This is a genomic window from Rhizobium sp. P1_E1 (genome assembly GCF_056406015.1).
In genome coordinates, this window is record NZ_JBFUAY010000040.1 from 26,072 (window position 1) to 51,587 (window position 25,516).

The window sequence follows — 25,516 nt, forward strand, 5'->3', positions numbered from 1 at the left end:
AGGTCTGGAGAGGTTCGGCGTTAGGCCACGCCGAAGCAAAGATGCCGAGGCGGCCGCGATTCGTCAATTCGGGGACGGCCGAGCACCTACCTCAAGCGGGCCGACCTTGATCCACCCGCCACGGCGGATCGAGGCGGTTCGAACCGGCGGAATAGAGAATGATGCGGTTGCCGCCGGGGTCGAACAGCTCCGCTTCACGCCAGAGCCAACTCTTGTCCTCCGGCCCGCTCACGAAACGAAGACCGGCTTCGCTGAGACTGCCGACCGTCTCGTCCAGGTTCTCGCACTCGAAATACACCATGGTTCCGCCACCACCACTTACGCCCTGATCCAAAGAGAAGGTGCTGTCTCCGTCCGGGCAGACAAAGCGCGCATACCGGGGACGGGCGTCGACAACGGGTCTGAGACCGAGAATGCAGTAGAAGTTCCAGCCCGCATCAAGGTCAGGCATCGTAACGGTTACTTGATTCAAGCGCATGACCTATCCCCCCTCAACTGACTTCGCCCGAAACTGTCTGGCGGCCGGGCACCACGACATTCATAAAAACAAAGACCTGAAGCCATCGCATGAATCAAATTCTAAGTGAGCAGTTTTAGTGTCATCGACACAAAACTCGTGTCAGACTGTGCAAACTGCGCACCCCGCCGCATCGATCGAGAGGGCCGAAGCCATGCACAAGTTCACAGTATCAATCACCCGAGAGATCGAGGCCGATACCGCCGAGGAGGCCGCCTTGCTCATGTATCAGGAACTATCAACGGGACCGATCCCTGACCGCTACTCCGTCACCGACGAGACGAAGGCGACAACGGAGGTGAAGCTGGACCGGCACAAGGCCGACGAATTCGCCAGCATCGATCACACAGCCGATCCCGGCAACTGGTAAGCGCCGGACGACCAAACGGACCACAGGAGATACGGTTTTGCGCCGGGAGCGGAATGCAATAGTTGCAGGTCGCCTTCTCCGGCACGAATGCTGGATGTAAATAGCCGCTCAGCCGAAAACATCGCGAGCCAAGGAAAGACCGTGACCTCACCAATCAAAATAGCCGTCTCCGGCGCGAACGGCCGCATGGGGCGCGCCATCCTGCCGCTGCTGGCGGCCGATCCGGATTTTGCGTTCGTCGGCGGCATCGGCCGTGAGGGCGCCATCGGCGCCGGGCTGATCGACCGGTCGGCCGCGATCGGAGCGGCCGACGTGATCCTGGATTTCACGACGGGAAACGCTGCCGCCGAACTTGCCGGCTTGTGCGCTTTGGCCGGTGGACCGGCCCTGGTGATCGGGGCGACGGGTTTCGAGCCGGATGAACTCGAACGGATCGCAGAGGCTGCTCGCACGATTCCGATCCTGCGCTCCGGCAATTTCTCCATCGGCGTCAACATGCTGGTCGGCCTCGTCGCCCAGGCGGCCCGCGCCCTTCCCGCGCATGCCTGGGATATCGAAATCCTCGAAGCCCATCACAACAGGAAGATCGACGCGCCGTCCGGTACGGCGCTGATGCTCGGCGAAGCCGCCGCCGAGGGCCGCGGGGTTTCCCTCGCATCCGTCGAGCGGCGCGGGCGTGACGGCATCACCGGTGAGCGCCCGACCGGCGAAATCGGCTTCGCCGTCTTGCGCGCCGGCGGGATCGTCGGAGAACACAGCGTCCTGTTTGCCGCCGCCGAGGAAGTCGTGACGCTCTCCCATTCGGCTCTCGATCGCGGCATGTTCGCCCGCGGCGCACTTGCCGCCGCCCGCTGGGTCGCAGGGCGCGCACCCGGCGAATACACAATGGGAGATGTTCTCGAGCTGGCCTGAGAAACTGGCCTATAAGCTATCAAGGATTGCCGAGGCGACGACGACTTCGGTTCCGGCCAGCCCGACGGAGCAAAACAGGGTCGTATCCTCCGGCGATCCCCGACCGGCCGCTTTCCCGGCAATGATATCGGCAAGATCGGCCATGCGATGCTCATTCCCGGAGCCGACGAGGAAAAAGGGCGAAGCATAGGCGCGCGTCTGTTCGGGAGAGTCCGTCGCGATCACGGCTGCGACATCGGCGATATCCAGGCCCAGTTCGTATCCCTGATGTGTTTTCGGGCCAACGGTGTTGACGTGCATCCCGGGCTTCAAATCCCGCGCATGGATGACCGGTGTTTGGCTCGTCGTCGCGCAGATGACGATGTCGGCGTCATCAACGGCTTCAGAGGCGCTGCCGGCAGGCTCCACCTCAATGCCCAAGGCGTGCTGCATCTCAGCTGCGAAGGCGGTGCGATTTTTCTCGTCGCGGCTATAGACGCGTGCGCGGTCCAGTTTCCGAACGGTGGCAGCCGCGGCAAGCTGGGTTTGCGCTTGGGCTCCGCTGCCGAGGATCCCGACGGTCTTGGCATCCGGCGCGCTGAGGTGGCGGATGGCGAGACCTCCGATCGCACCGGTTCTGAGGCTACCGAGGCGCTCTCCGAGAACGATGCCTTTGAGCCTGGCGTCGTCGGCCGACCACACAGCGACGATCTGCGAATGCTCCACCCCGTCGAATGTTTCATAGACCCGAAAGCCCGCGAGCGGTTTCTCGCCAAGGATGCCACCGACGGTGAAGACGAGATCGCCCCGATCGGGAAACGAGATATGATGCCGGGGCGGAGAGATCAGCCGATTGCCGGCTCTGGCGAGAAAAGCGGTCTCGAGCGCATCGATCGCGACCGCCATCAACCCGCTACCGACAAGATCCTCGTCTTTCAGGATTTTCGTCACAGCCAACCCTCCAGCCCATACCGGCATCCTGCAACCCCAACCCCGCTTGAGGTCAATAGCTCAGGCAAACCGATATGCGCCGAAACATCGCGTGAGAGCTAACCGACCAGACGGAGAGCCATCATGACGTCGTCGATCTCCCTGCCCTCCTCCAGAACCCCGCCGGGAATTCTGCCGATCTCGGAAAAGCCTTCCCGCTGATAGAACCGTATTGCCGCCGGGTTCTCCGCACTGACGAAGAGTTCCAGCTGCAGGATACCGATATCACGCGCGTGATCGGCCACCGCGCTGAGCAGCTTCGCGGCAAGGCCCGTTCCACGCAGGCTCCGTCTGACGTAGACCATGATGATCGTCGCGCGATGAGCCATCTTGCTCGACCGCTGCCGGAGCAGGCCTGTTATGCCGACGGGTTCACCATCCTGAAAGGCGATGAAAACCGGCTCGTTCAAGCGATTGCGCCACTCCTCGAGAGAAAGAGCCGCCCAGTCTTCGTAGCGGCTTGCAAAGAGAGACGGTTCGGTGCGAAGCGCTTCCAGACGGATGCGCCGGAAAGCCTCCACTTCGTCTGCCTGGATATGCCTGATCGTCGTGCCGCTTCCATCCATCGGGACCTCCTGCAAGATGAGAGCTACTCTCAATACAGATGGCTCCAGCCGTCAACCGGTGTCAGCAAGCTTCGTACTTCAGCCTAGGCTCGGAGTTACGAGATCGAACGGAAATCAATCATCTCAAGCGCCGATCACTGCGCCGGGCTCCCCAGCCGACCGCCCTTCCGGACGGCCGGTTCACCGCTCGGACCGCCCCTCAATTGATCGGTCGGCCCCGTAGCCGGTTCACCGGTTGGCCCGACCACCGGTTCACGGGCTGGCCCGTCGACCGGCTGGCCGGTAGACCGGACGACCAAGGGATCGGCTGGCTGGACGGCGGATTGATCGGTTGTTGGCCCGGGCACCGACTCTCCGGTTGCCGCGGGCGCCGGCTCGCCGGTTGCCGCGTTCAACGGCTCACCGGTTGGTCCGGCCGCTGATTGCTCGGTTGGCTTGTCGATCGCGAATGGCACAACTTCACGGATAATGAAGAGAAGAACTATCCCGACCAACGTGCACGTCAGCGCGTAGAGAAGGAAATATTTCAGTGCACATCCCTCGCTAATTGGCAGCACCAACTTGACAATGGTGCAAATGATATTTCCTCATTATTGAACGATACTTAAAAAAAGGCAATCATTTTCAACAAGAGCCACGAAATTTCAAAAATGGACAGAACGGGATAAGGTAGTTATTGTAGATATTTAGGAAGCGCATCCCCGATGCTCAATTTATCTTGAGGTCTGGGCAAGCCCAAGGAAGGCCCCGGAGCCCATATCCGGGATCGCCCACGGCAAAGACAGCCCCGGCGATATCGGCTAGATTGCGTGTGCCGGCAGCCTGCTTTCGAGGGTGTGCCCCTCCAGGATCGATGGCGGCAGGGGGATCCGCATGACGGCAATTGCATCTCTGTTTCAGGAAGCCGCCCGCCTTGCGGCGGGATTCCGGCAGGCAACGCCCGCCCGCCACGTGCCCACCCACGACTACGCAGCCTCGCTTGCCTGTTTCGACGAACCGCTGCCGGCGGCCGGTTCCGATATGCTTGATGTCATCAGGCGTCTCTCGGACGGCGCCGAACCCGGGCTGCACGCAACCACAGGGCCGCGCTTTTTCGGCTGGGTCATCGGCGGCTCCCATCCGGTCGGCGTCGCGGCTGATTTCCTCACCAGCGCCTGGGGCCAAAATGCCGGAAACCATGCCGTTGCCCCGGCCGCGTCCGCCGTCGAGACCGTCGCGGCGAGATGGCTTCTCGATCTCTTGCAGCTGCCGGCCGAAAGCTCGGTCGGTTTCGTCACGGGTGCGACGGTGGCGAACTTCACCTGCCTTGCCGCCGCGCGCGGCGAGGTGCTGCGCCAGGTGGGCTGGGATGCCGATGCCAACGGCCTGTTCGGCGCCCCCGAGATTACCGTGCTGATTGGCGACGATGCCCACACGACGGTATTCTCCGCGCTGCAATTCCTAGGCCTCGGCCACGATCGCGTGCTGCGCGTGCGCACCGATCCGGTAGGCCGGATAGACCCGGCCGCGCTGGCGGGCGCGCTCGATACGGTCTCCGGTCCCGCCATCGCCATTCTCCAGGCGGGGCAGATCAATACTGGCGCCTTCGACGATTTCGCCGCCATCATCCCGCTGTTGAAGGCAAAAGGCGCCTGGGTGCATGTCGATGGTGCCTTTGGCCTCTGGGCGCAGGCATCGATGAAGACCAGCCACCTCAGCCGCGGCATCGAAGCGGCCGACAGCTGGGCGACCGACGGCCACAAATGGCTGCAGACGCCCTATGATTGCGGCTATGCCATCGTCCGCGACGAACTCGCTCATCGCCGCGCCATGACGATTGCCGCGAGCTATCTGCCGCTCGCCGGCCAAGGCGAACGCGATCCCTCCCATTACGTGCCCGAGCTTTCGAGAAGAGCACGCGGCTTTGCCACCTGGGCGATGCTGAAACATCTCGGCCGCGACGGCATCACCACCCTCATCGATCAGTGCTGCACCTCAGCGCGGCTGATCGCAGATCTCCTGTCGCTGCAACCGGGCATCGGCATATTGAACGACGTCGTGCTGAACCAGCTCGTCATCCGCTTCGGAACGGACCTGCCCTCCGAAGAAGGCGACGCGCTGACGCGAAAGACGATCGAAAAGATCCAGGCGGACGGCATGATCTTCGCCGGCGGCGCCAAATGGCGCGGCCGCGACGTCCTGCGCCTCTCCGTCACCAATTTCCAGACGACGTCAGATGAGGCGCAACTCGCCGCACAAAGCATCATCGCTGCGTTCAAGAGTGTCAGCCGAGGGTGATGCATCAACTCCCTTGGTTCGCCCGGACACGGAATTGTGCTATCGCCGGCCCTATTCACTTGAAGAGAGATAGAAACGTGAAAAACGTGCTGTTCGTCTGCAGTCAGAACAAGCTTCGCAGCCCGACGGCCGAACAGGTCTTCGCGAACTGGCCTGAAATCGAAGTCTCCTCGGCAGGTACGAACAAGGATGCCGAAAATCCGTTATCGAACGAGCTGGTCGAATGGGCCGATATCGTCTTTGTCATGGAGAAGGCTCACCGTGCGAAAGTCCAGGGCAAGTACCGGTCAGCTCTCAAGGACAAGCGGTTGATCTGCCTTCATATTCCTGATGATTACGATTTCATGGACCCCGCGCTCGTGCAACTGCTGAAGGCAAAGGTGCCCCGGCATCTCTAAGCCTGTTCATGCGACCGTAAAATCGCCGCCAGCACAAGGCGGGCAATTCTTCCGTCCGTCCCGCTTTGCGCTAGTGGTGGCACTTGCGGCCAAGCTGCGGGGGCCGCGGGATAATTGTCATCGTCTGATCGAGGCCGACCAGCTCGCGGATGATCACTTCGTCGGACACAGCAGCCCCCTATCCTCTCGATCGAATGATAGTGCACGCGAACTTGGTCATGATCCATAGGCGTGAACCGCTTACAGTGGACCGCCCGTCTTCCCATTGCCACACGCTCCGCTTATAGCTCCCCGCCCGTTCCGATCGCACAAGGAGGAGAGCCATGAACGCCAATGATGTCGCCGCCCATTGGGAGAGCAATGCCGAGACCTGGACGATCTACAGCCGCGCCGGCTACGACAAATACCGCGACGCGCTGAACACGCCGGCCTTTCTGGAGATGCTGCCGCCGGTCACCGGCTTAGCGGGGCTCGACCTAGGCTGCGGCGAAGGCTCCAATACTCGCGCCGTCGCCCGCCTCGGCGCCCGCATGACCGGGCTCGACATAGCCCCGACCTTCATTCGCTATGCCCGCGAGAGCGAGGCAGAAGCGCCGCTCGGCATCGACTATGTGCTCGGCGACGGCCAGAGCATCGATTTCCCGGAGGCGAGCTTCGATTTCGTCACCGCCTTCATGTCGATGATGGACATGGCCGACCAGCGCGAGGTGCTGAAGGGCATCCACCGGGTCCTGAAGCCGGGCGGCTTCCTGCAGTTTTCGATCCTGCACCCCTGTTTCGTGCCGCCGACACGCCGAAATATCCGCAATCAGGCCGGCGAGCCCGTCGCGGTTGAGATCGCCGATTATTTCGACGAGAGCGACGGCCGGATCGATCGCTGGATCTTCTCCTCTATCCCCGAGGCCGAACGGGCGACGCTGACGCCGTTTGCCGTCCCGCGCTTTCACCGGACGCTGTCGACCTGGGTGTCGATGATCGTCGAAGCGGGACTGACGATCGATGCTTTCGGCGAGCCCATGGCGTCAGTCGAGGTGGCTCTCGCCGAGCCAATGGTCGCCGATACCCGCATCGCACCGATCTTCCTCCACGTCAGGGCGCGCAAGGCGTAAGGCCTGTTTTCCCGCCGCCATCTAGGTTTGGAAGGAAGGTGAGTTCTCACCCAACATCATCGTCGCACGGCGACCACCGAGCTGGCGCGATAGCGCGACAGCTGCACCCGGTTGGATTGATTGCCGCCAAACAGGTAGACGTACTGGCGGCGCTGGTCGATGTGATCGAACAGGCTGACATGAAAGCGTCGACCGGTGCGGATCACCACGACATCCCCTCGCCTGGCGGCGCGGAAGAACACCGGCTTGCCGAACTTTCTCCAAGACGCCGCCATATTGGGGTTGGGCGGCGGTTCCCGCGAAGATCGCTTGGCGACAAAGGCCAGGAACGCCCCGCACCACGATACTCTGCGCGGATTGATGCTGAGGAAGGAGATGGAGCGTTCATGCATGCTCTTGTACTTGGACGCCGTGCCGAGCATGTCCGCCTCACAGGGCACGGCAAGCACCGTGAGGACGATGACGAGAATAACCTTCATAGTTACCCACCATTGTTTGTATAATGTTGAAATTCCGAAATGTGGCGAAGAATAAAACAGGCGCGGCAACGTAGATGTGAATTATGGCGTGATTTAGAAACAACTAATACTGGCATTTTGGCGGCGGAAATTTGTCCGAAGCGAGGCGCAGAACTCTGTCGGCGAGCCTCCCTTTGGGGCCGGACACGGCCATCACAAACCCCGCAAAACMTATGTTTTTCGGGGCGGAAAGGCTGGAGTTTCGCCATCCCAATCAGGTCCATTCAGACGAGATGGACTGTGTTCGCAATGCTTGAGCAGCAAAACCATTCGCCAAGAGTTGACGACAGCACGCGGAATTAGCTCCTCACCTATACGAGCTATATTTCCGATGGCCACTTATAATACTTGGGCGCGATGGGAAATACATTGCGCTCGCCCGATTCACCAGCGAAAGCCGGAGGTTGCCCCTCCGGTGCGGACGTGAAGGAGCTTAGGAGAGCGGAGGCCGGCGTGGCGTGTCAACCGCGTGGTTGCGCCGGTTCGGGTTGGCCTGTGACCGGGGCCGGATCAGCGGCAAGTGCCCTGGTGACCAGCAATGCTGCGGCGAGAACAGGGACGACCGCCCAGTACGAAAAGCGGATGCCGAAGTGTTCGGCAACGAAACCGAGCAGTGGCGGCCCGGCGAAAAACACAAGGAACGTCGTCTGCCCAAGCGCTGCAACGTTGACGGGTGCGGGTCGATCCGTGCGTCGGGCCGCAGCCGAGATGGCAAGCGGATAAACTGAAGAGCAGCCGATACCTGTCAGGCCAAAGCCTGCGAGCGCGACAACAGGGTGTGTCGCCGTCGCAACCATGACAACACCGATGGCCGCGATCCCAAGCAGAGTGATTGCGACAGGGCGCGGATTGAAGCGGTCGATGACAGGGTCCATGCCGAGCCGCCCGATGGCGATGAACGAGGAGAAAATGGTCACGCTGAGCCCGCCGACGAAGGGTTCGACCGCGAACACGTCCCGCATATAGATAGCCGACCAATCGACGCTTGCGCCTTCGGCAAGAAGCGGAGCTGCGGCGACAAGGCAAAGGGGGAGCAGTCCGATCGTGGGAAAAGCGATGATCGGCGTATCTCCGGAGTGAGCGTCCTGCCGCCGGGGCGCATTCTCGATCCCGGCGAAGACGATCGACCCGGCAATCAAGACCGTCACGAGGACGATGAAGGTATGCAGTTCGATGGAGACGGCAGCCTGCCGCATGCCGGCGGCAACAAGGGCGGTGATGCAGAAGCCGAGGCTCCACATACCGTGAGCCCGGCTCATGATGCGGTACCCAAGCAGCGCCTCATGGCGATCGGTTTCGATATTGGCGTTGATCTCGAATGCTCCGGTGAAAACGCCGGCAATGAAGAACAATGGCACCGCCAGAAGAGCTGAAGGCATCCAGGGGATCAGCGCGAAAAACAACGACGCACCGAAGACGGTGACGAAAGCGGTGGTGCGCGCACCGAGCCTCTCGATGAACCTCACCGAGAACGTCAACCCGCAGAGAACCCCGGAGGACATGACGGCGAGCAGCAGGCCAAGCTCCCCTTCCGTAAGGCTGAACTTAAGCTGAAGGTCGGGCAGCCGCGAAACAAACGCCCCCAGGGAAAGGGCCACGGCAAACTGAATGAAGAAAATACGCTGGTGCGGCTTCATCTCGGGGACTCTGCTCCGATTGGGGCGGGATTGAAGCCCAGGCATCCGACGGCATAGCCCGACATTCCGACGAAATGGCGACTGGCTCGGACACCCGCGGTCTCAGGATTATCGACCACCATTGCTGACAGCCAGTGTCAGCATGATGCAGCCGCCGGTAATTTCACAGCAGCCGCTCACGACTGGTGTCCGCTTATTGGCGCCATCAGCGATCACCATTCGGCGGTGCCGAGCAGCAATTCTCGCTCCCTGCATCAACGAGAGGCTGCACTGCATAAGATCGCGGATCACGTCTGCGGAATGGGAACGAAGCGCTTGATTTGACGGGCCACGCACTCAATTCATCGAGTGGAACGTCTCAAAAATCAGCGCCCTCAGCCAGCGATGCACGGGATCTGCGTCCATGCGGGGGTGCCACGCCTGCACGATGTTGAAACCCGGCACGGCCACGGGCAGGTCAAAGGTTTTGATATGGCTTATCGCGGCGGATTTGCAATATGACTTCGGAATCGAGCCGATCAAATCGGATGCCGCCGCAACTGCTATCACCGCCGGAAAGCTTGGCACGATCAGCCTGACATCACGGACATGGCCCAATTCGGCGAGTGCCCTGTCGATCGGACCGGCGAAATCCTCGTGCATCGAGAAGAGCACGTGACCCCAGGCGGCATAGCGCTCGGCCGTTAGCCGATCAGCATCGAATATCGGGTGCCCTACCCTTGCGAGACCGACATAGCGATCCTCGAAAAGAGTTTGGCAACGCAGCTCCCCGCTGTCTCGCGGGAGGACACCGATGTCCAAATCTATCGCCGCGTCCCTCAAAGCCTGAACGTCCTTGTCCGATCTCGGCGCAAAGCGAAGCCTTATCCCCGGCGCAGCGTTCGTCACAGCGGCGCTCAGACCCGCGGCGCAGAGAAGCACGAATGCTTCATTGGCACGGATCGTGAAGTGGCGCCGCACCTCCCGAATCTCCACGGTCGATGGCGGACTAAGGACGGCTTGCACGGCTTCTTTCAACAAATGTACCTCGGCACCAATCGCAAGGGCATGAGGCGTCGCAACCATGCCGCGCCCGGCCGGCACAAGAATCGGATCACCTAGCGCGGTCCTCAACCGTGACAGCGTCCGGCTCATGGCGGACGTGCTGAGGCCAAGCCGACGGGCGGCGGCCGACACGCTCTGCTCGCGCAGCAACGCATCCAGTGCCACCAAGAGGTTAAGATCGAGATCAGACATGGCTCAATTCTATTCAAGCATGGCGCATTACGCAACGGTCGATTGATTTTGTTGCGTCTGGCGCGGGCAATCAGCAAAGCCTAAGTAGTCGACCGTCCAACAAACATCGAGGAGTTCTCATGTCCCTCACCTACACCGCACCAATTTCTCAAGACGGCCTGGCGTCGCCTCGACGGTACCTGGCTATTGCCATGTTGCTCCTTACGCTTGTTCTTGTCGTTTTGGACGGAGCCATTGCCAATGTCGCCTTACCCTCGATCGCGGTCTCACTGCACGCGGAGGCGGGTAACACCGTATGGGTCGTCTCGGCCTATCAGCTGGCCGTGCTTGTTGCCATTCTTCCATGTGGTGCGCTGGGTGAAATCTACGGCGCGCGGCGGGTCTTCCTGATCGGCGTCGCGCTGTTCACCGCGGCTTCCGCAGCCTGCGCCTTCGCGGGCGACCTTCCCTTACTGATCCTTGCTCGTTTCGCGCAGGGCTTGGGAGGTGGCGCGATCATGGCGCTTGCCATGATGAACCTGCGCTCGGCCGTCCCGCAGCACATGCTGGGTCCGATCATAGGCATCAACGCCATGGTCATCGCCATTTCTTCCGCTGCCGGCCCCGGCATTGCCGGCGCCATCCTTTCCGTCACGACCTGGCCTTGGCTGTTTGCAGTCAATATACCACTCGGCGCCATCGTTCTGCTCGGCGGCGGTCTGCTCGGGCAAATTCAGGGCGCAAAGCGAAAGCTGAACGCAAAAGTGATGCTGGCCAACACGCTGATGTTCATCCTTTTCTTCTGCGGCGCCGAACGGATAGCGATCGCGCCGATAAGCGGTGCCGTCCTCATCGCCGCCTCGCTGGCCTGCCTTTTCGTCCTGCTGCGCCTTGAACGGAACAGTGACGCACCAATCGTTCCCACGGACCTGCTGGCGGAACCAGCATTCCGCGTGGCGATCATCGCCTCGATATCGTGCTTCTGCGGCCAGATGCTGAGCTACATCGCGCTACCCTTTTACCTTCAACACACGTTGCACATGACGCCGGTTTTGGCCGGTCTATACATGATGCCCTGGCCTGCCGCGACCGCGATCATCGCGCCCATTTCGGGACGTTTGGCAAACCGCGTCAAGACGGCATGGCTTTGCGCCATCGGCGGCGCGCTGCTCGCCCTGGGCCTACTGATGGTCGGATTCACCCCGCCCGACCCGAGAGGTATCGCGTTTCTCGTCGGTACTGTGATCGCCGGCCTCGGTTTCGGACTGTTCCAGACGCCGAACAACCGAATTCTCCTTCTGTCGGCACCGAAAGCCAGAAGCGGCGCCGCCGGCGCCATGCAGGGCACCGCGCGGCTTCTCGGCCAAACCCTGGGTGGGATCTGCATGTCGATCATCTTCGCAACATTGCCGTTGTCGAACGCGCTCGAATTTGCGGTCGTCACCGCGGGCGGCTGCGCAGCAATAGCGAGCCTGGTCAGCCTGAGCCGGGCTCGCTACGAAGTGGTGAAACAGCCTGGAGCGGTTTGAACAGACGGTTCGTGGTCGTCCGGGTGAAGAGGGCGTTCTCCGAAATAATGAACGCCCCACGTCTCAGGTGTCCTGCTGCTGGACATTTCTTTCTCGTTGCATGAAGACCGCTTGCCACATCAAGCTTGTAACAATGGGGAGCGCGACGAAGTGGTCGACTTGGCCCGCTCCCCGAGTTGAAGACACCACACTAAACCGACTGAAGGAGGACGTGTCGCTTCTTGCCAATTGATAGCCGGATCACGCCGTCCTGGATGTCGGAGTCGCAAAGCCGCATTGCCTCGTCGTTTACACCGCCACCGTTCACCCGAACCCCGCCGCCGACGATCAACCGCCGTGCTTCGCTTTTCGACTTGGCGAGCCCGGCAACAACCATGGCTTCGACAAGCGGAAAATTGCCGCGAAGGCTATCCGGCAGCCTAACCGTCGGGAGACCGGCTGGCACCTCGCCCGCCTCGAAGGCGCGCCGGGAGGTTTCGGAAGCTTGCGCTGCCGCATCTGCCCCGTGGCAGAGGCTGGTGATTTGGTCGGCAAGGATCTTTTTCGCTTCGTTGATCTCGGAATCCCGAAGCACATCGAGGCGTGCAATTTCACCTAAGGGTAACTCGGTGAACAGCCTGAGAAAACGACCCACATCCGCATCCCCGGTGTTTCTCCAGAATTGCCAGAACTCATAGGGCGACAACCGGTCTGCGTTTAGCCAAACCGCCCCCGAAACGCTCTTGCCCATCTTCGCGCCCGACGACGTCGTCAGCAGCGGGGCAGTCAATCCAAACAGGGCGCGTCCGCCAATCCGCCGTCCAAATTCGACGCCGCTGACGATATTGCCCCACTGGTCGGAGCCACCAAGTTGAAGCAGGCAGCCGCGGCTTTCTGCGAGGACATGAAAGTCGTAGGCCTGCATGACCATGTAGTTGAATTCCAGTAATGTCAGCGATTGCTCCCGTTCCAACCGTTGGCGCACACTCTCCGATGTAAGCATCCGGTTGACTGAAAAATGCGGCCCGATATCGCGCAGGAAATCGAGATAGTTGAGCCCGCCCAACCAGTCGGCATTGTTGACCATGACAGCATCTGTCGGACCGTCCCCGAAAGCGAGGAACCGCTCGAAGACACGCCGGATGCCGATCAGGTTTTTCGTGATCTGCTCTTCGCTGAGAAAGGGACGCGACGTGTCGCGGAAGCTCGGATCGCCCAGGCGGCTTGTCGCACCGCCGAGCAACGCAATGGGTTTGTTGCCGGTCTTCTGGAACCACCGCAGCATCATGATCGGAATGAGATGCCCGACATGAAGGCTGTCGGCGGTGAGATCGAAGCCGTTATAGGCTGTGCCGGCTCCTGAACAAAGCCAGCTGTCGAGTGCTTCCAAGTCGGTGCATTGATGCAGGAAGCCGCGCTCGCTCAAAGTGCGAAGAAAGTCGGATCTAGGTCCGGCGGGCCGAGAGGATAGTATCACGAGGGTCTCCATTTGGGCCGATCAGGCCGGAGACCTACTGTTGACACACGTGCCGCCGACCGTGCGGCGTCTCGAGTGTCAGGAATATGACCTTGCGCCGCTCTATGGGAGCAGCGTGTAATAGAAGCTCGAAAGATTCAGGGCGCAGGTCATGCATCCTTTTTACCATGCGACAGCGCGATCGCAAGGGGATGCGAACTGACGACATTGAACGGATCGCAACGCTCCCATCCCCCCATCCGCCCCCCACAAAAATACTCGCACCCGCATCAATTTGCTTGCCGTTCTGCAATGCGGCATATGTTTGTTCTCATAGGCAAGTGGCATGAGCGGGGAACGATGACGTCGACGCATATGGATAAGACGGGGGATGGCGTCGGCCGGAAGGGCTTTGTCGGACTGGTCATCGGCGCGGTCGGCGTCGTCTATGGCGATATCGGCACTAGCCCGCTCTATGCCTTTCGCGAGGCGTTGAGGCCCTTTGCCGCCGATGGCGTGCATGAGACCGAGGTCATCGGTCTGATTTCGCTGATGGTCTGGACGCTGACGATCATCGTGACCTTCAAATATGTGCTCTTCCTTCTCAGGGCGGACAATGACGGCGAAGGCGGCGCGCTTTCGCTCCTTGCCCTCCTGATGAAGAAGATGGGACGAAACGTGCCGGTGCTCTTCTTCGCCGGCCTGATCGGCGCTGCCCTCTTCATCGGCGATGCGATGATCACGCCTGCTTTGTCGGTCATGTCGGCGCTCGAGGGCCTGAAATTGATCACACCCGCCTTTGCCGAATACGTCCCGCTTGCGTCGGCAGCGATCATGGTCGTCCTCTTTGCCGTCCAGTCGAGGGGAACAGCCGCCGTCTCCAGGCTTTTCGGGCCGATCACGGTGTTGTGGTTTCTGGCCATGGCGGCCGGCGGCCTCATCCATATCGGCGACGACTGGAGGATTCTGGCCGCGCTCAATCCGGCCAATGCATTCCTGTTCCTCACCCATGCCGGCAGCGTCGGCCTCATCGTGCTCGGCGCCGTTTTTCTGACGGTGACGGGTGCCGAGGCGCTCTATGCCGATCTCGGGCATTTCGGACGCCGCCCGATCCAGATGGCATGGTTCGTACTCGTCTTTCCCGCATTGTTGCTGAACTACCTCGGGCAAGGTGCGCTGGTTCTCGCCCATCCCGAAACGGCCGGCAACCCGTTCTTTCTGATGTATCCCGACTGGGCCTTGCCGCCGATGGTTCTTCTGGCGACGATGGCGACGATCATCGCCAGCCAGGCGGTGATAACAGGCGCATTTTCGCTGTCCCGCTCGGCGGTTCACCTCGGCTTCCTGCCGAGGCTCAGGATCAAGTTCACGTCGGAGACCAACACCGGCCAGATCTACGTGCCGGCCGTCAATCTTCTCCTGCTGGTCGGCGTGCTGATGCTGATCTTTTCCTTCGGCGACTCCGAGTCGCTGGCGACCGCCTATGGCATCTCCGTGACTGGAACCATGGTCATCTCGACCATGCTGGTCTTCCAGTTCCTTCGGGTCGTCTGGGGCTACTCCCTCGTGCTCGCCGCCGCCTGGCTGCTGCCGCTCTTCACCATCGAAGTCATGTTCCTGGCGGCCAATCTGCTGAAGATCTACGATGGCGGCTGGGTTCCGGTCGCCCTTGCGCTGGCAATCATGATCCTGATGTGGACATGGACCCGAGGCCAGGCCTATCTGAAGAGGCTGCGAGCCAACAACGAGATCCCGCTCGATTCCTTCATCAGGTCGATCGAGCGAAAGTCGGACCATTCGCCGGTCACCGTTCCGGGAACGGCAGTGTTCCTGACCAGCGTTCCGGACCGGACGCCGAACGTGCTGCTCCACAATCTCAAGCACAACCACGTGCTTCACGAACAGAACGTCATCCTGACCGTGTGGACCGAGGACGAACCTTATGTCCCCGACAGCCGCCGCATCAAGATCAGCCAGCTTTCGCCGCGTTTCGTCCGCCTCGACATCACCTTCGGCTTCATGGACGACCCTGATGTCACCAGGGCGCTGGCTCTCTGCCGCGAGGGCGGCTTCAAGTTCGAGATCATGAGGACCTCCTTCTATCTCGGCCGCCGAAATCTCGTCAGGACGCCGAACACCGGGCTGCCCGCCTGGCAGGAGCGCATATTCATGGCGCTGGAAGGCTTGGCGATTGATCCTTCCGACTATTTCAACTTGCCGTCCAACCGCGTCGTCGAACTCGGCGAACAGATCGCCATTTAGGTCAGGACGCCGCTCGGCGACATCAGGATCGCGCCGGTATCAGCCCCGGTATCGCAATGCGTTGACGAAGATGTCGAAAGCGCGAGGCGCTGAACATCAGGCTTTGGCCGAGATCGCGCTCAATTCCTCGAGATCGAGATCCCGTTCCAGCTCGCGCAACGTCTCATCATCGATCTCGCCGGCGCGGTGGAGGCGGATGAGTTCCCGGCGTCCCGTGGCAACTGCTTCGAGAACTACGTCGAAGTGCGCATGCAGCATCGGTACGTAGTGCTCGGTTCTCTCGGCATAGTCGACGATCGACGTGGCCCGGCGCTGGTAGCGCTCCAGCAATTGCGGATGGATGAGTTTCCCCTCCGCATCATATGCCAGGCTCTGGACGATCCCGAACTGCGCCTGCGCCATGGCGGCTTCGGCCTGGCTCATTGTCAGGCGCGCTCTTTCCGACTCCGGCTCCACCAGCCGCGCCCAGGCAATCACCCGCCCCAATGTCGTGCCCTGTATGAGCACGGTTCCGAGAATGACGGCGAAGGCCGTCACGAGGATGAAGTCCCGGCCCGGAAATCCCTCCGGCAAGCTCAGCGCCAAAGCAAGCGTCACCACGCCGCGCACGCCCGCCCAGCTGAGAACGGTGGCGCCGCCGACGCCGAGCGGCGCGGCGCGTGTGAACCCCAGGGCAGTGCATAACCTGATGACGAAATCGGCGGCGAAGACCCAGGCAAAACGAGCGAGCACGAGCGCCACGAGGATCGCCAGCATCGGCAATCCCATGGTCGCGATCACGGTGGCAAAGCCGCCGCCGCGTTCGACGACATCCCGGAGCGACAGCCCGATCAGGATGAACACCGCCGCTTCCATCAGGAAGATCATCACCGTCCAGAACGAGATGCCGCGCATGCGCATTGCGGCTGAAAGCACGGTGTGCTGGTGCCAGCTCATGATCAGGCCGGCGGTAACCGTGGCGATGACGCCGGAAACATGCAGCTGCTCGCCGAGCAGATAGGCAATCCAGCCGAGCAGCACCGAGGCTGCGATGATGAGATATTCGTCGCCGAGACGCCGGACGAGTTTGTACCATGCCGTTCCCACAACGATGCCGACGACGGCGCCGCCGAGCGCCAGCACGAGGAAGCTGCCGGCCGCCTCCCCCGCGCTGAAGGCGCCCGTTGCGGCAGCGGCAACGGCAAAGCGGAAGAGAACCAGTCCGCTCGCATCGTTGAGCAAGCTCTCGCCTTCCAGCAGAATCTGAAGCCGCCGCGGCAGCCTGACCCGCTGCAGCACAGCGCGCGCCGCAACCGCATCAGGCGGCGCAACGATCGCGCCAAGGGCAGCGCACGCCGCCCAGGGAAGCGACGGAAAGATGAGGTGGGCCACAACGGCGACGACCGCGCAGGTGAAGAACACCGCGCCGACGGCAAGCGAGGCGATGCCGATCACATGCCGCCGCAACCGCCCGGCGGCAATGGACCAGGCGCCATCCATCAACAGCGGCGGCAGGAAGATGACCAGCACCAGCCCGGGATCAATTGATATCGCCGGCAGCCCCGGCACAAACGCCAGCGAAGCACCACCCGTCAGCAACGCGACGGACGGCGGCAATCCGAGCCTGTGGGCCGCATAGTGCAGCGCGATGATCGCAAGAAACATCGCGATGACGAGCTCGAATAAGTGGGTTGGTTCCATATGCCTCTGCCCCGGCTCGCAAACGAATCTTGGATGCCTGCTGCATTCTTCCTTAAATCGAAATCGATCTAGGGAAGAATGCAGCAATTCAAAGTGTTACAGCGTCCTTGCACATCTGAATAGACGCTTGGCGCTGCAAACACCGCCGGCCTGGCAACGGCTGCTCCAGAGGCAGCCGGAGACAATTTTCGCTTTGTGTTATCAACGCTGGGTCTGCACCTAGCGATTTCCTTGAGGGCTAGCCGTATTGAGCTTGCTTGGAACCGCCCTCACCTCAATGACCCGCCCGGCGCATGTCACGTGGCGACGCTGAATCTCCGCGCCCTCGCCATTTGAGTTGCGCCTGATCGCATTAAGGAGGATTCTGCCCGGCACCGCGATGCCAGGTTCGGTCTCGGATGACCTCCGCCATGGCGACGACATACGGCGACTTCGACTTGTCCAGCCTCAAACGTCTTTCGCGGCTCATTCCGACTTGCGTGATCTAGATCTGAGACATCTGGCCCGAAGGGGCGTCAACAGGGAGGTTCGTCATGAAAATCGTTCTTATCGGCGGCACCGGGCTCATCGGGTCCAAGACCGCGGCGCGTCTGCGCGCTAAAGGCCACGAGGTGCTGGCCGTCTCGCCAAGCACCGGCGTCAACACCATCACCGGCGAGGGCCTGGCGCAAGCGCTGGCCGGCGCCGATGTCGTCGTCGACCTTGCAAACTCTCCATCGTGGGAGGACAAGGCGGTTCTCGAATTTTTCGAAACCTCGAGCCGCAATCTGCTCGCCGCGGAAGCCACGGCCGGCGTCAAGCACCATATTGCGCTCTCCATCGTCGGAACGGAGCGCCTGCCTGAGAACGGCTACTTCCGTGCCAAACTCGCCCAGGAGAAACTCATCAAGTCATCGCCGATCCCCTACACGATCGTCCATTCGACGCAGTTCCTCGAATTCCTGAAGGGCATCGCTGATGAAGCGACCGTCGGCACCGTCGCTCGTCTTTCTCCCGCAGCTTTCCAGCCCATCGCATCGGATGACGTTGCCGATGCGATGGCGGATGTCGCGCTTTCAAAGCCGCTTAACGGCACGATCGAGATTGCCGGTCCCGAGCGCGGTCACATGCACGAGATCGTTGCCCGGTATCTGAAGGCCATCAACGATCCGAGGAGAGTCCAGGCAGACGCTCATGCGCGCTACTTCGGGTCTGAACTGGACGATCGCTCGCTTGTGCCCGGCGAGGGCGCGAGGCTCGGCAAGATCGACTTTGCGGATTGGTTTCGACAGTCCCAACGGCCGACGTAAGTCCAGGCAAATCCACATCGGCATTCAACAAGCAGAGGGATTACGACAATGAATTCAGCTTTGTTATCGCTATGCGTGTCGGCCACGGTTTGCCTTTTTGGCACTTTGGCGGTTGCCGCCGAAGACGGCGCTGCCGTCACACCGCTCATGAAAAAGGACCTTCCGAATTATCCCGGCAAGGAAGGGCTGATGATATCGGTCGAGTATGGGCCGGGAGGTTCCTCGCCTATTCACAAACATGAGGCGAATGCATTCGTCTACGTTCTGGAGGGCTCGATCGTGATGCAGGTCAAGGGCGAAAAGGAAGTCACCTTGTCGCCGGGAGAGACCTTTTACGAAGGTCCTTCCGACATTCACCTGGTCAGCCGCAATGCGAGCAAGTCCAAACCGGCGAAGTTCATCGTCGTGCTGCTGAAGAAGAAGGACGCTCCGGTTGTCATGCCGGTGAAGTGACATTCCGTAGAACAGCGGCGAACCCGTGCGTCCCTGAGGCGACCAACTCCTCTTTCGTCATGCTCGGGCTGGTCCCGAGCATCTGCAGACCGCGCAGCAAAATGTCAGGCGCAAGGCCGAGGATGACGTAATACCGCCACCAGAACCGGTGGCTACTGGTATCACCGCGAACGGCACAGGCCCGCCGCCGACGTTCTGGACCCGGCCTTCCAGGACCAGCTCATGGACAAACTCGCTGAGCTGACAGGCATAAAGCTTTTCTGCTCAGGTTTAATTGGAATTTCTGGTCTACCCTCCTTAAATCCTGCGTCTTGAGGCAAAGGAAGACAGATGAAAAGGCGAACCCTTGTGCTTGGAGGTGCGGCTATCGTGGCATCATCCGTGGCTGCGGCGGCAATCTGGCCACGGCGGCATATCACTGTTGCCGCCAGGACATTCGATTGGAAGGGAACGGATTTTCTAAGCGGCGGCACAAAGTCGATCGCCGTGGAAAAGCTGCCCGCGCCGCTCTTCCGCAGCAGTCCGAATTGCGTCGTGACCGTCGCCCAGACCCTCGGCCCCTGCCATGTCAACAATATTCCGACCCGTCAGGACGTCTCGGAAGGAAAGACCGGGCTACCCTTGCGGCTGGCCGTTCGGATCGTCCACGCCGCCGATTGCCGGCCGGTCGAAAATGCCGATATCGAAATCTGGCATACCGATCACCGTGGCATCTATTCCGGCCGCGAGGCTGCGCAGATGTGTACACTTGGCGATGCCGAGGCGATCAGCGGGCTTGCCTTTCGCGGCCGCCAGCTGACGGATGAAAACGGGCAGGCAAGCTTCCTGACGGCCTATCCCGGGCACGCCGCCTATATGCCCGCATACCATTCATAACCGCGATCCTCCCAGAAGCCGCCATTGCCGCCGTAAAGCTGGCCGAGATCGGCGACAGCTTCGATGCCGGTCAGGTATTTTGCCTGCTTGTAGCCGAGTTGGCGTTCGACCCGGAGTCGGAGCGGCGCACCATGGGCGACTTCGAGATCGCGGCCGTTCATGGTGTGGGCAAGGATCGTCTGGGGGTGGAACGCATCGACGAGATCAATGCTTTCGTAGTACCAGCCACTGCCATCCAGCGTCTTTTCGTATTCGTCGGCGCAGTGGAAGACGATGTAGCGGGCCTCAGGTTTCAGACCCGCCGACTGCAGCAGCGCGCCGAGCGGCACGCCGGTCCATTTGCCGATCGCGCTCCAGCCTTCGACGCAGTCATGCCTGGTGATCTGCGTGCGCGCCGGCAGGGCTTTCAGCTCCGCCAGCGACAGCTGCATCGGCTTGTCGACCAGCCCGCCGACCTCGAGCTTCCAGCTTGAAAACCGCTGGTTCATCCAGTCGATATACCGGGTATTATCAGGCATGCTCGTGCCATTGGCGCGGAAGGTCGGCGAGATATCGGCTTCCGTGAATTCGCGGGCGAGTGCGTCGTCACCGAGCAGGAAGCGCTGCGTCTTCATGCTGAAGCCTTCGGCGATCTTGAGCACCGATTTCGTCCGATCGCTTTCGACGAGGGCGTCGCAGCCGGCAAGCCCCAGCGCCGATGCCGTCATGCTCGCGCCGATCAGGAAGCGACGTCTGGTGATGATGCGGCTCATGACTTTCTTCCCTGCCCGATGTCGTAATAACCGGTGATCATCGAGCGCAGATTATTGAACACGCCCGAAACCATCACCATCGCCACATGCACCGCGACGAAGGCAACGAGCGAGAAGGCGGTCAGGAAATGCAGCGTGCGGGCCGATTGCCGGCCGCCGAACAGATCGAGCAGCCAGGGCGCAACCGCATTGAAGCCTGGCGACATGGTAAGCCCGGTCCCGATCATCAACGGCAGCAGCACGAAGATCACGGCGACATAGGCGAGTTTCTGCAGCGTATTGTAGTGGCGTGCCTCGGCCCCCTTGGGAAAGCGCAGCCGGGCGTGACTGACGATCTCACGGCCGAGATGCGAAGGCTTCAGTTCTTCGGCCGCCGGCAGCAGATCGCGGCGGAAATGCCGGCTGACAAAACCGTAAGCGAGATAGATGAAGCCGTTGATGACGAACAGCCAAGCAAAGAAGAAATGCCAGCGCCGGCCCGATGCTAGATCCTGGTAACTTGGCAAAGTCAGCCAGTTCGGAAAACCGCGCACAGTAGCGTCGCCGTCGACGTTCGAAACTCCGAGAACGCCGGTCGTTGTAAAAGCGAATGCGCCGACGCGCGTCACTCCCTTCAGCGCATCGCCCTCTTGCTTCGCCTCCATGGAAATGAAGGACGGATCGTCATCAGCGCCATACTGGCCCCAATAAAGGGCCGGATGGGCGTTGAAGATCTGCAGGCCGCTGAACAGCAGCACCGTCATGCACAACACATTCACCCAGTGCGACAGGCGCACCAGCAGGCCATGGCGGTAGAAGAGCGTGCGTCCGCTCGCCATGCCGGCATCGGTCGTGGCCATCGTAATTCCTCCGGATCGGCGTAAAAGGTCTTCGCGAGAAAAGACGCGGCCGCCGGCCAAATAGTTTCAGCGGCCGCGGCCAAAGCTTACTTCATCGTGTCGCAGGCCTTCATCATCGTGTCCTTCTTCATGGTGTCCTTCTCCATGCCGGCATTGTGCATGCAGTCGGCCTTGGTGCTGCCGGTCGCCATCGTGTCCTTCTTCATCGCATCCTTCGACATCGCATCCTTCGACATCGTGTCGGTCTTCATGCTGTCTTTCTTCATGGCATCGCTGCTTTGGGCGTTGGCGACGCCGGCGAGCGACAGGCCGATGACGAAGGTGCAGGCGGCAAGGCTGGAAAGGATCTTGGTCATGAGGGTCTCCTCGGATCGATTGACATATCCGCCAGCACCCGCCGACGGCTCACAGTCCTGAATTCGATCCCCTTGCGAAGGCGGTTACAGCCCTCACGCTTATGTGATAGCGCTACAGGGCCGCGCGTCTTTTAGAGACGCGCAAAGGACGCTGTACACTTTGAATTGCCGCCGGAAGATTTTTGAATCGACCTGTAACCAAAGCGTCATCCACGCGAATGACATTGCAGACGACATGACGAGCGCCCATTCGGAACAAGCACTGAAGATGCTGATGCTTCTTTCCCTTGACGGGGACGAGGCGGCCTATCGACGTCTGCTCGTGACGTTGCGGGCCCTGCTCGTCGGTTATTACGGCGGACGTATCGGCACTGCCGCGAAATCCGACACGGAAGATCTCGTGCAGGAGACGTTGCTGGCGCTGCATTCGCGCCGGGCGACCTATGACAGGGAGCGGCCGTTCACCGCGTGGTTCTTCTCGATTGCCCGTTACAAGCTGATCGACCACCACCGAAAGCATGGCGGCCGGTACAAGGCGGAAATGGAGCTGGACGAGGAGATCGAAGACGATTTCAGGGAGGATGCGATTGCAGCGCGCATGGATGTCGAACGGCTGTTGAGCGGCCTGCCGCAGCACCAGCAGGATCTGATCCGTCAGGTCAAGCTCGAGGGGCAGTCGGTGGCCGATACGGCAAGCCGCACCGGACAGTCGGAATCGGCGGTCAAGGTCGGCGTTCACAGAGGCATCAAGGCGCTGGCGGCAAGATTGCGAGGTGGAATGTGAGAGAGACTGAGGACGTGATCGACAGCCTTGTCCGGGATCTGAAGCCGGTGCCGAGGCATGCACTCGAACGCCGCTTCGCGCTCGCCATCCTGCCTGCTCTGGCAATCTCGCTGCTGCTTATGCTGGTCGTCGTCGGCCTTCGCACCGACATGGCGCAGGCGCTGATGCTGCCGGTCTTCTGGATCAAGTCCGCCTACAACGCCCTGCTCGCAATCGCCGCCTTCGCAGCCGTTTATCGCCTATACCGGCCGGATGGCTCGGAAGGCCGCTTTTTCGGGGTTGCCGCGGCTATCGTACTCGCCCTCGCCGTCATGGCGGTCATCCAGCTCGCTTTGTCGCCGGCCGCAAGCTACCCCGTGCTGGTGCTCGGCTCCTCGGCCCTGCATTGCCCGCTGCTGATCTTTGCCTTTGCCATGCCGATCCTGATCGCAAATACCTGGGTGCTGCGTGGCGGCGCGCCGAACAACCTCGGGGTGACAGGCTTCATCGCCGGCATTGCCGCCGGCGCATCCGGCGCCTGGGTCTATTCCTGGTTCTGCACGGAAAACGGCCTGCCCTTCGTCACCCTCTGGTATTCGCTCGGCATCCTCCTGACCGGTGCGATCGGCGCGCTGCTCGGCCCCCGCCTCCTGCGCTGGTAGCACCGGCTGCTTGCGGCGCAGCGTCGACAATCCTTCATCCGGCATGAAACCAGATGCAACATTCCTGCGTACTACTCCGGGGACGAGTACTGCGTACCCCCTGGATACGAAAACACAGGCAGCGAGGAATGATGGCATGGTCAGGAAAGAAAGCGTAGCCCATATCACCCGGCAAACCGCGGAACAGGGGCTGGCCAGGCTGATGATGAGGCTGCCTGCGACGCGGGGAACGATCAGAGTGGCCGCGGCGAGCCAGCCCCATTTTTACGAATTATGCGGCACCTATGGCGAAGCCTGTGCCGTCCTCGATCGCATGCGCCGGGATAGATCGGCCGATCCCGCAATCATCACCGAATACGAGATCATCTGCGCGGAAATCGAAGCCGACGTCATCAGGATCCTGCTCGGCGATCAATGAGACTTCGCAGGTGCTGGGCGGACTGCCGCCGCGATGATGCAACGCCATTTGCTGCCAGCATCCCTATCAGCTCAGCCAGTCATTCACATGGATGGAGACGCTCAAAGTATCCGTGTCAAAATGCAACGAAGTCCCATCGGAGATCTTGTAGTGGAAGGTGTCGCTCACGTCTCCGCTGAGCCCGGCGAGCTTCGCCGCATCGACCGTATAGGTGTAATCGCCGTCACTGTCGACATGGATAGTGCCGTATTTGCCGGTCAGCGTCACACCGTCCTTGTCGACGAATTCGCCATCGAAGCGGCGAAGCAGCAGGGTTCCGTTGGCCGAGCTGTCGTTTTCGAGGAGATTGCCGTAATGGGCGGCGTCCAGATCGGACGAGATTTTCAGGCTGTCATGGGTTGCGACAAGCGCAGGCGCCGTGTCCGTGTGCGTCACATCGCCGACCGCGAGACTATCGCTGCTCGCAAGCATCGTCGCCTGGGCCTCGTCGAGCGTCGTGTTGTTGCTGACGGGAAAGGTGTTCGCGGCGATGATGGTGGGGGAGATGCTGTAGGGCGTGACATCGCTGGCGATGACATTGTCGTGAAACGAGCCGGTTGCCGGCCTGTCGACCTTCAGCGCCGCCTGTGACAGGTCGTCGAAGACGTTGTTGTGAATATCGATATCTTCGCGAACGTAAGTGGGGGTGCCGACAGCGCTGATCGCCACGCCCCATACGCCATCATGGATATAGTTGCCTGATATATCGTAGTCCCGCGTGTCGCCCGTGTCGCCAAGGCCGATGGCGTAGGACCAGCTGTAACCGCCATATCCGGAGATATCGTTGTCGTGGATGGCGATGTTCGTGCCCGCCTGCGCGCTGACCCCGAAGCCGCCGCCGACCAGCATATTATCCTCGACCACGGCATTCACCGCCCGGATGAGCGTGATGTCGCCTTTTGGACTGGCAGCACCCGTCTGGTCGATATAATTCCCGCTGATCAGGATATTGCTGCTGTCGTTCATCTGGACGGCATCTGCCGTGGTGCCATGGCTGTTCGTGACGGTGTTGTTGAGAAAATTGACGCCGTTGATCTTCTCGATCCAGACGCCGTCGCCGTTCACGTCGTTGATCGTGCTGTTTTCGATGGTGATGTTCGAGCCGGTCCGGAAGGTGATCGAACCGGCCTTGCCTGCCAAGCCGGTATGATCGACCTCAACATTGCGCACGGTCCAGTTCGAAACATATCCGCCATAGATGGCTGCCCCGCCGGTGTCCGAGATCTTGATATTCTCGATGACGATGTTCGATGCATAAAGGCTGTGAATACCATCGCCAGGGCTATGGATGACTGGCGCATCGCCGACCCCGTAGCTGCCGATGGTGATCGGGGCACTCACTGTGCCGGAATATTTCAGATCGAGCTGGTCGTTGAACACGCTTCCGGCGGCGAGCAGCACGCTGTCGCCCGGCTGCAGCTTCAAGTTTTCCACCGCCCAGAACGACGAAAACGGCGTGTCCTCGCTCGTTCCGCTGTTGCCGTTGGAGCCTATCGCCGGATTCACATAATAGATTGTCATATCGCCTTGTTCTCGAATTGCCGCGCAGCCGTCTGCATCGGCTGCAACGCGTGGATCGGATGCGGTCGGGGTTAAAGGCCATCAAGAGGGCCTTCGGTATTGCCTTCACGGCGGTTGGCAGACCCTGTGGGCCTGCCTTGGTCCCGAGAAACGC

25 protein-coding genes and 1 pseudogene are annotated in these 25,516 nt (G+C 60.9%); 13 read left to right on the plus strand and 13 right to left on the minus strand.

Translation table 11 applies throughout. The features are described from left to right. Positions 1–91: 91 nt before the first annotated feature. Positions 92–478 carry a VOC family protein gene (locus AC1D1Z_RS15860; protein ID WP_130652639.1) on the minus strand — a complete coding sequence of 129 codons (387 nt, stop codon included), beginning with the start codon at positions 476–478 and terminating at the stop codon, positions 92–94. 193 nt (positions 479–671) lie between these two features. On the opposite strand from AC1D1Z_RS15860, the gene AC1D1Z_RS15865 reads away from it, so the two are divergent. Further along, positions 672–887 carry a hypothetical protein gene (locus tag AC1D1Z_RS15865; RefSeq protein WP_028733211.1) on the plus strand — a complete coding sequence of 72 codons (216 nt, stop codon included), beginning with the start codon at positions 672–674 and terminating at the stop codon, positions 885–887. A gap of 87 nt (positions 888–974) precedes the next feature. Next, on the plus strand, positions 975–1,799 hold the full coding sequence (gene dapB / locus AC1D1Z_RS15870; protein WP_018242582.1) for a 4-hydroxy-tetrahydrodipicolinate reductase: 825 nt from the start codon (positions 975–977) through the stop codon (positions 1,797–1,799). Between the two features lie 9 nt (positions 1,800–1,808). On the opposite strand, the gene AC1D1Z_RS15875 is transcribed toward dapB, so the two are convergent. From AC1D1Z_RS15875 to AC1D1Z_RS15885, 3 genes are all read right to left on the minus strand, one after another. Beyond that, positions 1,809–2,729: an ornithine cyclodeaminase family protein gene (locus AC1D1Z_RS15875; protein ID WP_130652640.1), complete on the minus strand. Its 921-nt coding sequence runs from the start codon at positions 2,727–2,729 to the stop codon at positions 1,809–1,811. 98 nt (positions 2,730–2,827) lie between these two features. Continuing rightward, positions 2,828–3,334 carry a GNAT family N-acetyltransferase gene (locus AC1D1Z_RS15880; RefSeq protein ID WP_018242584.1) on the minus strand — a complete coding sequence of 169 codons (507 nt, stop codon included), beginning with the start codon at positions 3,332–3,334 and terminating at the stop codon, positions 2,828–2,830. 134 nt (positions 3,335–3,468) lie between these two features. Continuing rightward, positions 3,469–3,894: a hypothetical protein gene (locus AC1D1Z_RS15885; protein WP_018242585.1), complete on the minus strand. Its 426-nt coding sequence runs from the start codon at positions 3,892–3,894 to the stop codon at positions 3,469–3,471. A gap of 313 nt (positions 3,895–4,207) precedes the next feature. On the opposite strand from AC1D1Z_RS15885, the gene AC1D1Z_RS15890 reads away from it, so the two are divergent. The 3 genes from AC1D1Z_RS15890 to AC1D1Z_RS15900 all read left to right on the plus strand — a co-directional run bounded on the left by AC1D1Z_RS15890 (position 4,208) and on the right by AC1D1Z_RS15900 (position 7,118). After that, the gene (locus tag AC1D1Z_RS15890) at positions 4,208–5,611 is read left to right on the plus strand and encodes a pyridoxal phosphate-dependent decarboxylase family protein (RefSeq protein WP_130652641.1); all 1,404 of its coding nucleotides are present in this window, start codon (positions 4,208–4,210) and stop codon (positions 5,609–5,611) included. 77 nt (positions 5,612–5,688) lie between these two features. After that, positions 5,689–6,009: a low molecular weight protein tyrosine phosphatase family protein gene (locus AC1D1Z_RS15895; RefSeq protein WP_026188445.1), complete on the plus strand. Its 321-nt coding sequence runs from the start codon at positions 5,689–5,691 to the stop codon at positions 6,007–6,009. 323 nt (positions 6,010–6,332) lie between these two features. Beyond that, a complete protein-coding gene (locus AC1D1Z_RS15900; protein WP_065277437.1) occupies positions 6,333–7,118 on the plus strand; it encodes a class I SAM-dependent methyltransferase in 786 nt (261 codons plus the stop codon). Positions 7,119–7,174: 56 nt separating this feature from the next. On the opposite strand, the gene AC1D1Z_RS15905 is transcribed toward AC1D1Z_RS15900, so the two are convergent. The 3 genes from AC1D1Z_RS15905 to AC1D1Z_RS15915 form a co-directional block, all read right to left on the minus strand. Continuing rightward, on the minus strand, positions 7,175–7,597 hold the full coding sequence (locus tag AC1D1Z_RS15905) for a TIGR02594 family protein (protein WP_018242589.1): 423 nt from the start codon (positions 7,595–7,597) through the stop codon (positions 7,175–7,177). Between the two features lie 500 nt (positions 7,598–8,097). After that, positions 8,098–9,273, minus strand: coding sequence for an MFS transporter (locus AC1D1Z_RS15910; RefSeq protein ID WP_065277438.1), 1,176 nt, complete (start codon positions 9,271–9,273; stop codon positions 8,098–8,100). Between the two features lie 336 nt (positions 9,274–9,609). Then, the gene (locus AC1D1Z_RS15915; protein WP_130652642.1) at positions 9,610–10,509 is read right to left on the minus strand and encodes a LysR family transcriptional regulator; all 900 of its coding nucleotides are present in this window, start codon (positions 10,507–10,509) and stop codon (positions 9,610–9,612) included. A gap of 191 nt (positions 10,510–10,700) precedes the next feature. Here AC1D1Z_RS15915 and AC1D1Z_RS15920 point away from each other — a divergent pair, with 191 nt between their 5' ends. Beyond that, complete coding sequence (locus AC1D1Z_RS15920) at positions 10,701–12,017, plus strand: MFS transporter (RefSeq protein ID WP_065277439.1); 1,317 nt, start codon at positions 10,701–10,703, stop codon at positions 12,015–12,017. Positions 12,018–12,207: 190 nt separating this feature from the next. On the opposite strand, the gene tyrS is transcribed toward AC1D1Z_RS15920, so the two are convergent. After that, positions 12,208–13,485 carry a tyrosine--tRNA ligase gene (tyrS, locus tag AC1D1Z_RS15925; RefSeq protein WP_130652643.1) on the minus strand — a complete coding sequence of 426 codons (1,278 nt, stop codon included), beginning with the start codon at positions 13,483–13,485 and terminating at the stop codon, positions 12,208–12,210. A 327-nt stretch (positions 13,486–13,812) separates the two neighbouring features. Here tyrS and AC1D1Z_RS15930 point away from each other — a divergent pair, with 327 nt between their 5' ends. Beyond that, on the plus strand, positions 13,813–15,714 hold the full coding sequence (locus AC1D1Z_RS15930) for a potassium transporter Kup (RefSeq protein WP_130652644.1): 1,902 nt from the start codon (positions 13,813–13,815) through the stop codon (positions 15,712–15,714). A 96-nt stretch (positions 15,715–15,810) separates the two neighbouring features. On the opposite strand, the gene AC1D1Z_RS15935 is transcribed toward AC1D1Z_RS15930, so the two are convergent. Next, positions 15,811–17,394 (minus strand): Na+/H+ antiporter, encoded by a 1,584-nt coding sequence (locus AC1D1Z_RS15935; RefSeq protein WP_113543578.1) that lies wholly within the window; start codon positions 17,392–17,394, stop codon positions 15,811–15,813. Positions 17,395–17,927: 533 nt separating this feature from the next. Here AC1D1Z_RS15935 and AC1D1Z_RS15940 point away from each other — a divergent pair. The 3 genes and pseudogenes from AC1D1Z_RS15940 to AC1D1Z_RS15950 all read left to right on the plus strand — a co-directional run. Next, positions 17,928–18,683, plus strand: coding sequence for an SDR family oxidoreductase (locus AC1D1Z_RS15940; protein WP_130652645.1), 756 nt, complete (start codon positions 17,928–17,930; stop codon positions 18,681–18,683). Between the two features lie 48 nt (positions 18,684–18,731). Then, a complete protein-coding gene (locus tag AC1D1Z_RS15945; RefSeq protein ID WP_157213656.1) occupies positions 18,732–19,136 on the plus strand; it encodes a cupin domain-containing protein in 405 nt (134 codons plus the stop codon). A gap of 330 nt (positions 19,137–19,466) precedes the next feature. Then, a pseudogene (locus tag AC1D1Z_RS15950) lies at positions 19,467–19,979 on the plus strand (dioxygenase family protein); the annotation flags it as partial. Between the two features lie 8 nt (positions 19,980–19,987). Here AC1D1Z_RS15950 and AC1D1Z_RS15955 read toward each other — a convergent pair. The 3 genes from AC1D1Z_RS15955 to AC1D1Z_RS15965 form a co-directional block, all read right to left on the minus strand. Continuing rightward, on the minus strand, positions 19,988–20,764 hold the full coding sequence (locus AC1D1Z_RS15955) for a molybdopterin-binding protein (RefSeq protein ID WP_018242599.1): 777 nt from the start codon (positions 20,762–20,764) through the stop codon (positions 19,988–19,990). After that, a complete protein-coding gene (locus AC1D1Z_RS15960) occupies positions 20,761–21,603 on the minus strand; it encodes a cytochrome b/b6 domain-containing protein (RefSeq protein ID WP_130652646.1) in 843 nt (280 codons plus the stop codon). Before AC1D1Z_RS15960 ends, AC1D1Z_RS15955 begins: the two co-directional genes overlap by 4 nt. Positions 21,604–21,689: 86 nt before the next feature. Continuing rightward, positions 21,690–21,959 carry a pentapeptide MXKDX repeat protein gene (locus tag AC1D1Z_RS15965; RefSeq protein WP_027683989.1) on the minus strand — a complete coding sequence of 90 codons (270 nt, stop codon included), beginning with the start codon at positions 21,957–21,959 and terminating at the stop codon, positions 21,690–21,692. 235 nt (positions 21,960–22,194) lie between these two features. Between AC1D1Z_RS15965 and AC1D1Z_RS15970 the strand changes: the two genes are divergently transcribed. From AC1D1Z_RS15970 to AC1D1Z_RS15980, 3 genes are all read left to right on the plus strand, one after another. After that, complete coding sequence (locus AC1D1Z_RS15970) at positions 22,195–22,743, plus strand: sigma-70 family RNA polymerase sigma factor (RefSeq protein ID WP_113543616.1); 549 nt, start codon at positions 22,195–22,197, stop codon at positions 22,741–22,743. Beyond that, entirely contained in the window at positions 22,740–23,384 is a 645-nt protein-coding gene (locus AC1D1Z_RS15975) for an NrsF family protein (RefSeq protein WP_130652648.1), read from the plus strand. The genes AC1D1Z_RS15970 and AC1D1Z_RS15975 overlap by 4 nt, the downstream gene beginning before the upstream one ends. A gap of 136 nt (positions 23,385–23,520) precedes the next feature. Then, positions 23,521–23,802 carry a nodulation protein gene (locus tag AC1D1Z_RS15980; protein ID WP_130652649.1) on the plus strand — a complete coding sequence of 94 codons (282 nt, stop codon included), beginning with the start codon at positions 23,521–23,523 and terminating at the stop codon, positions 23,800–23,802. Between the two features lie 66 nt (positions 23,803–23,868). Here the strand turns inward: AC1D1Z_RS15980 and AC1D1Z_RS15985 are convergent, their stop codons facing one another. Beyond that, a complete protein-coding gene (locus tag AC1D1Z_RS15985) occupies positions 23,869–25,362 on the minus strand; it encodes a right-handed parallel beta-helix repeat-containing protein (RefSeq protein WP_130748004.1) in 1,494 nt (497 codons plus the stop codon). Positions 25,363–25,516 lie beyond the last annotated feature (154 nt).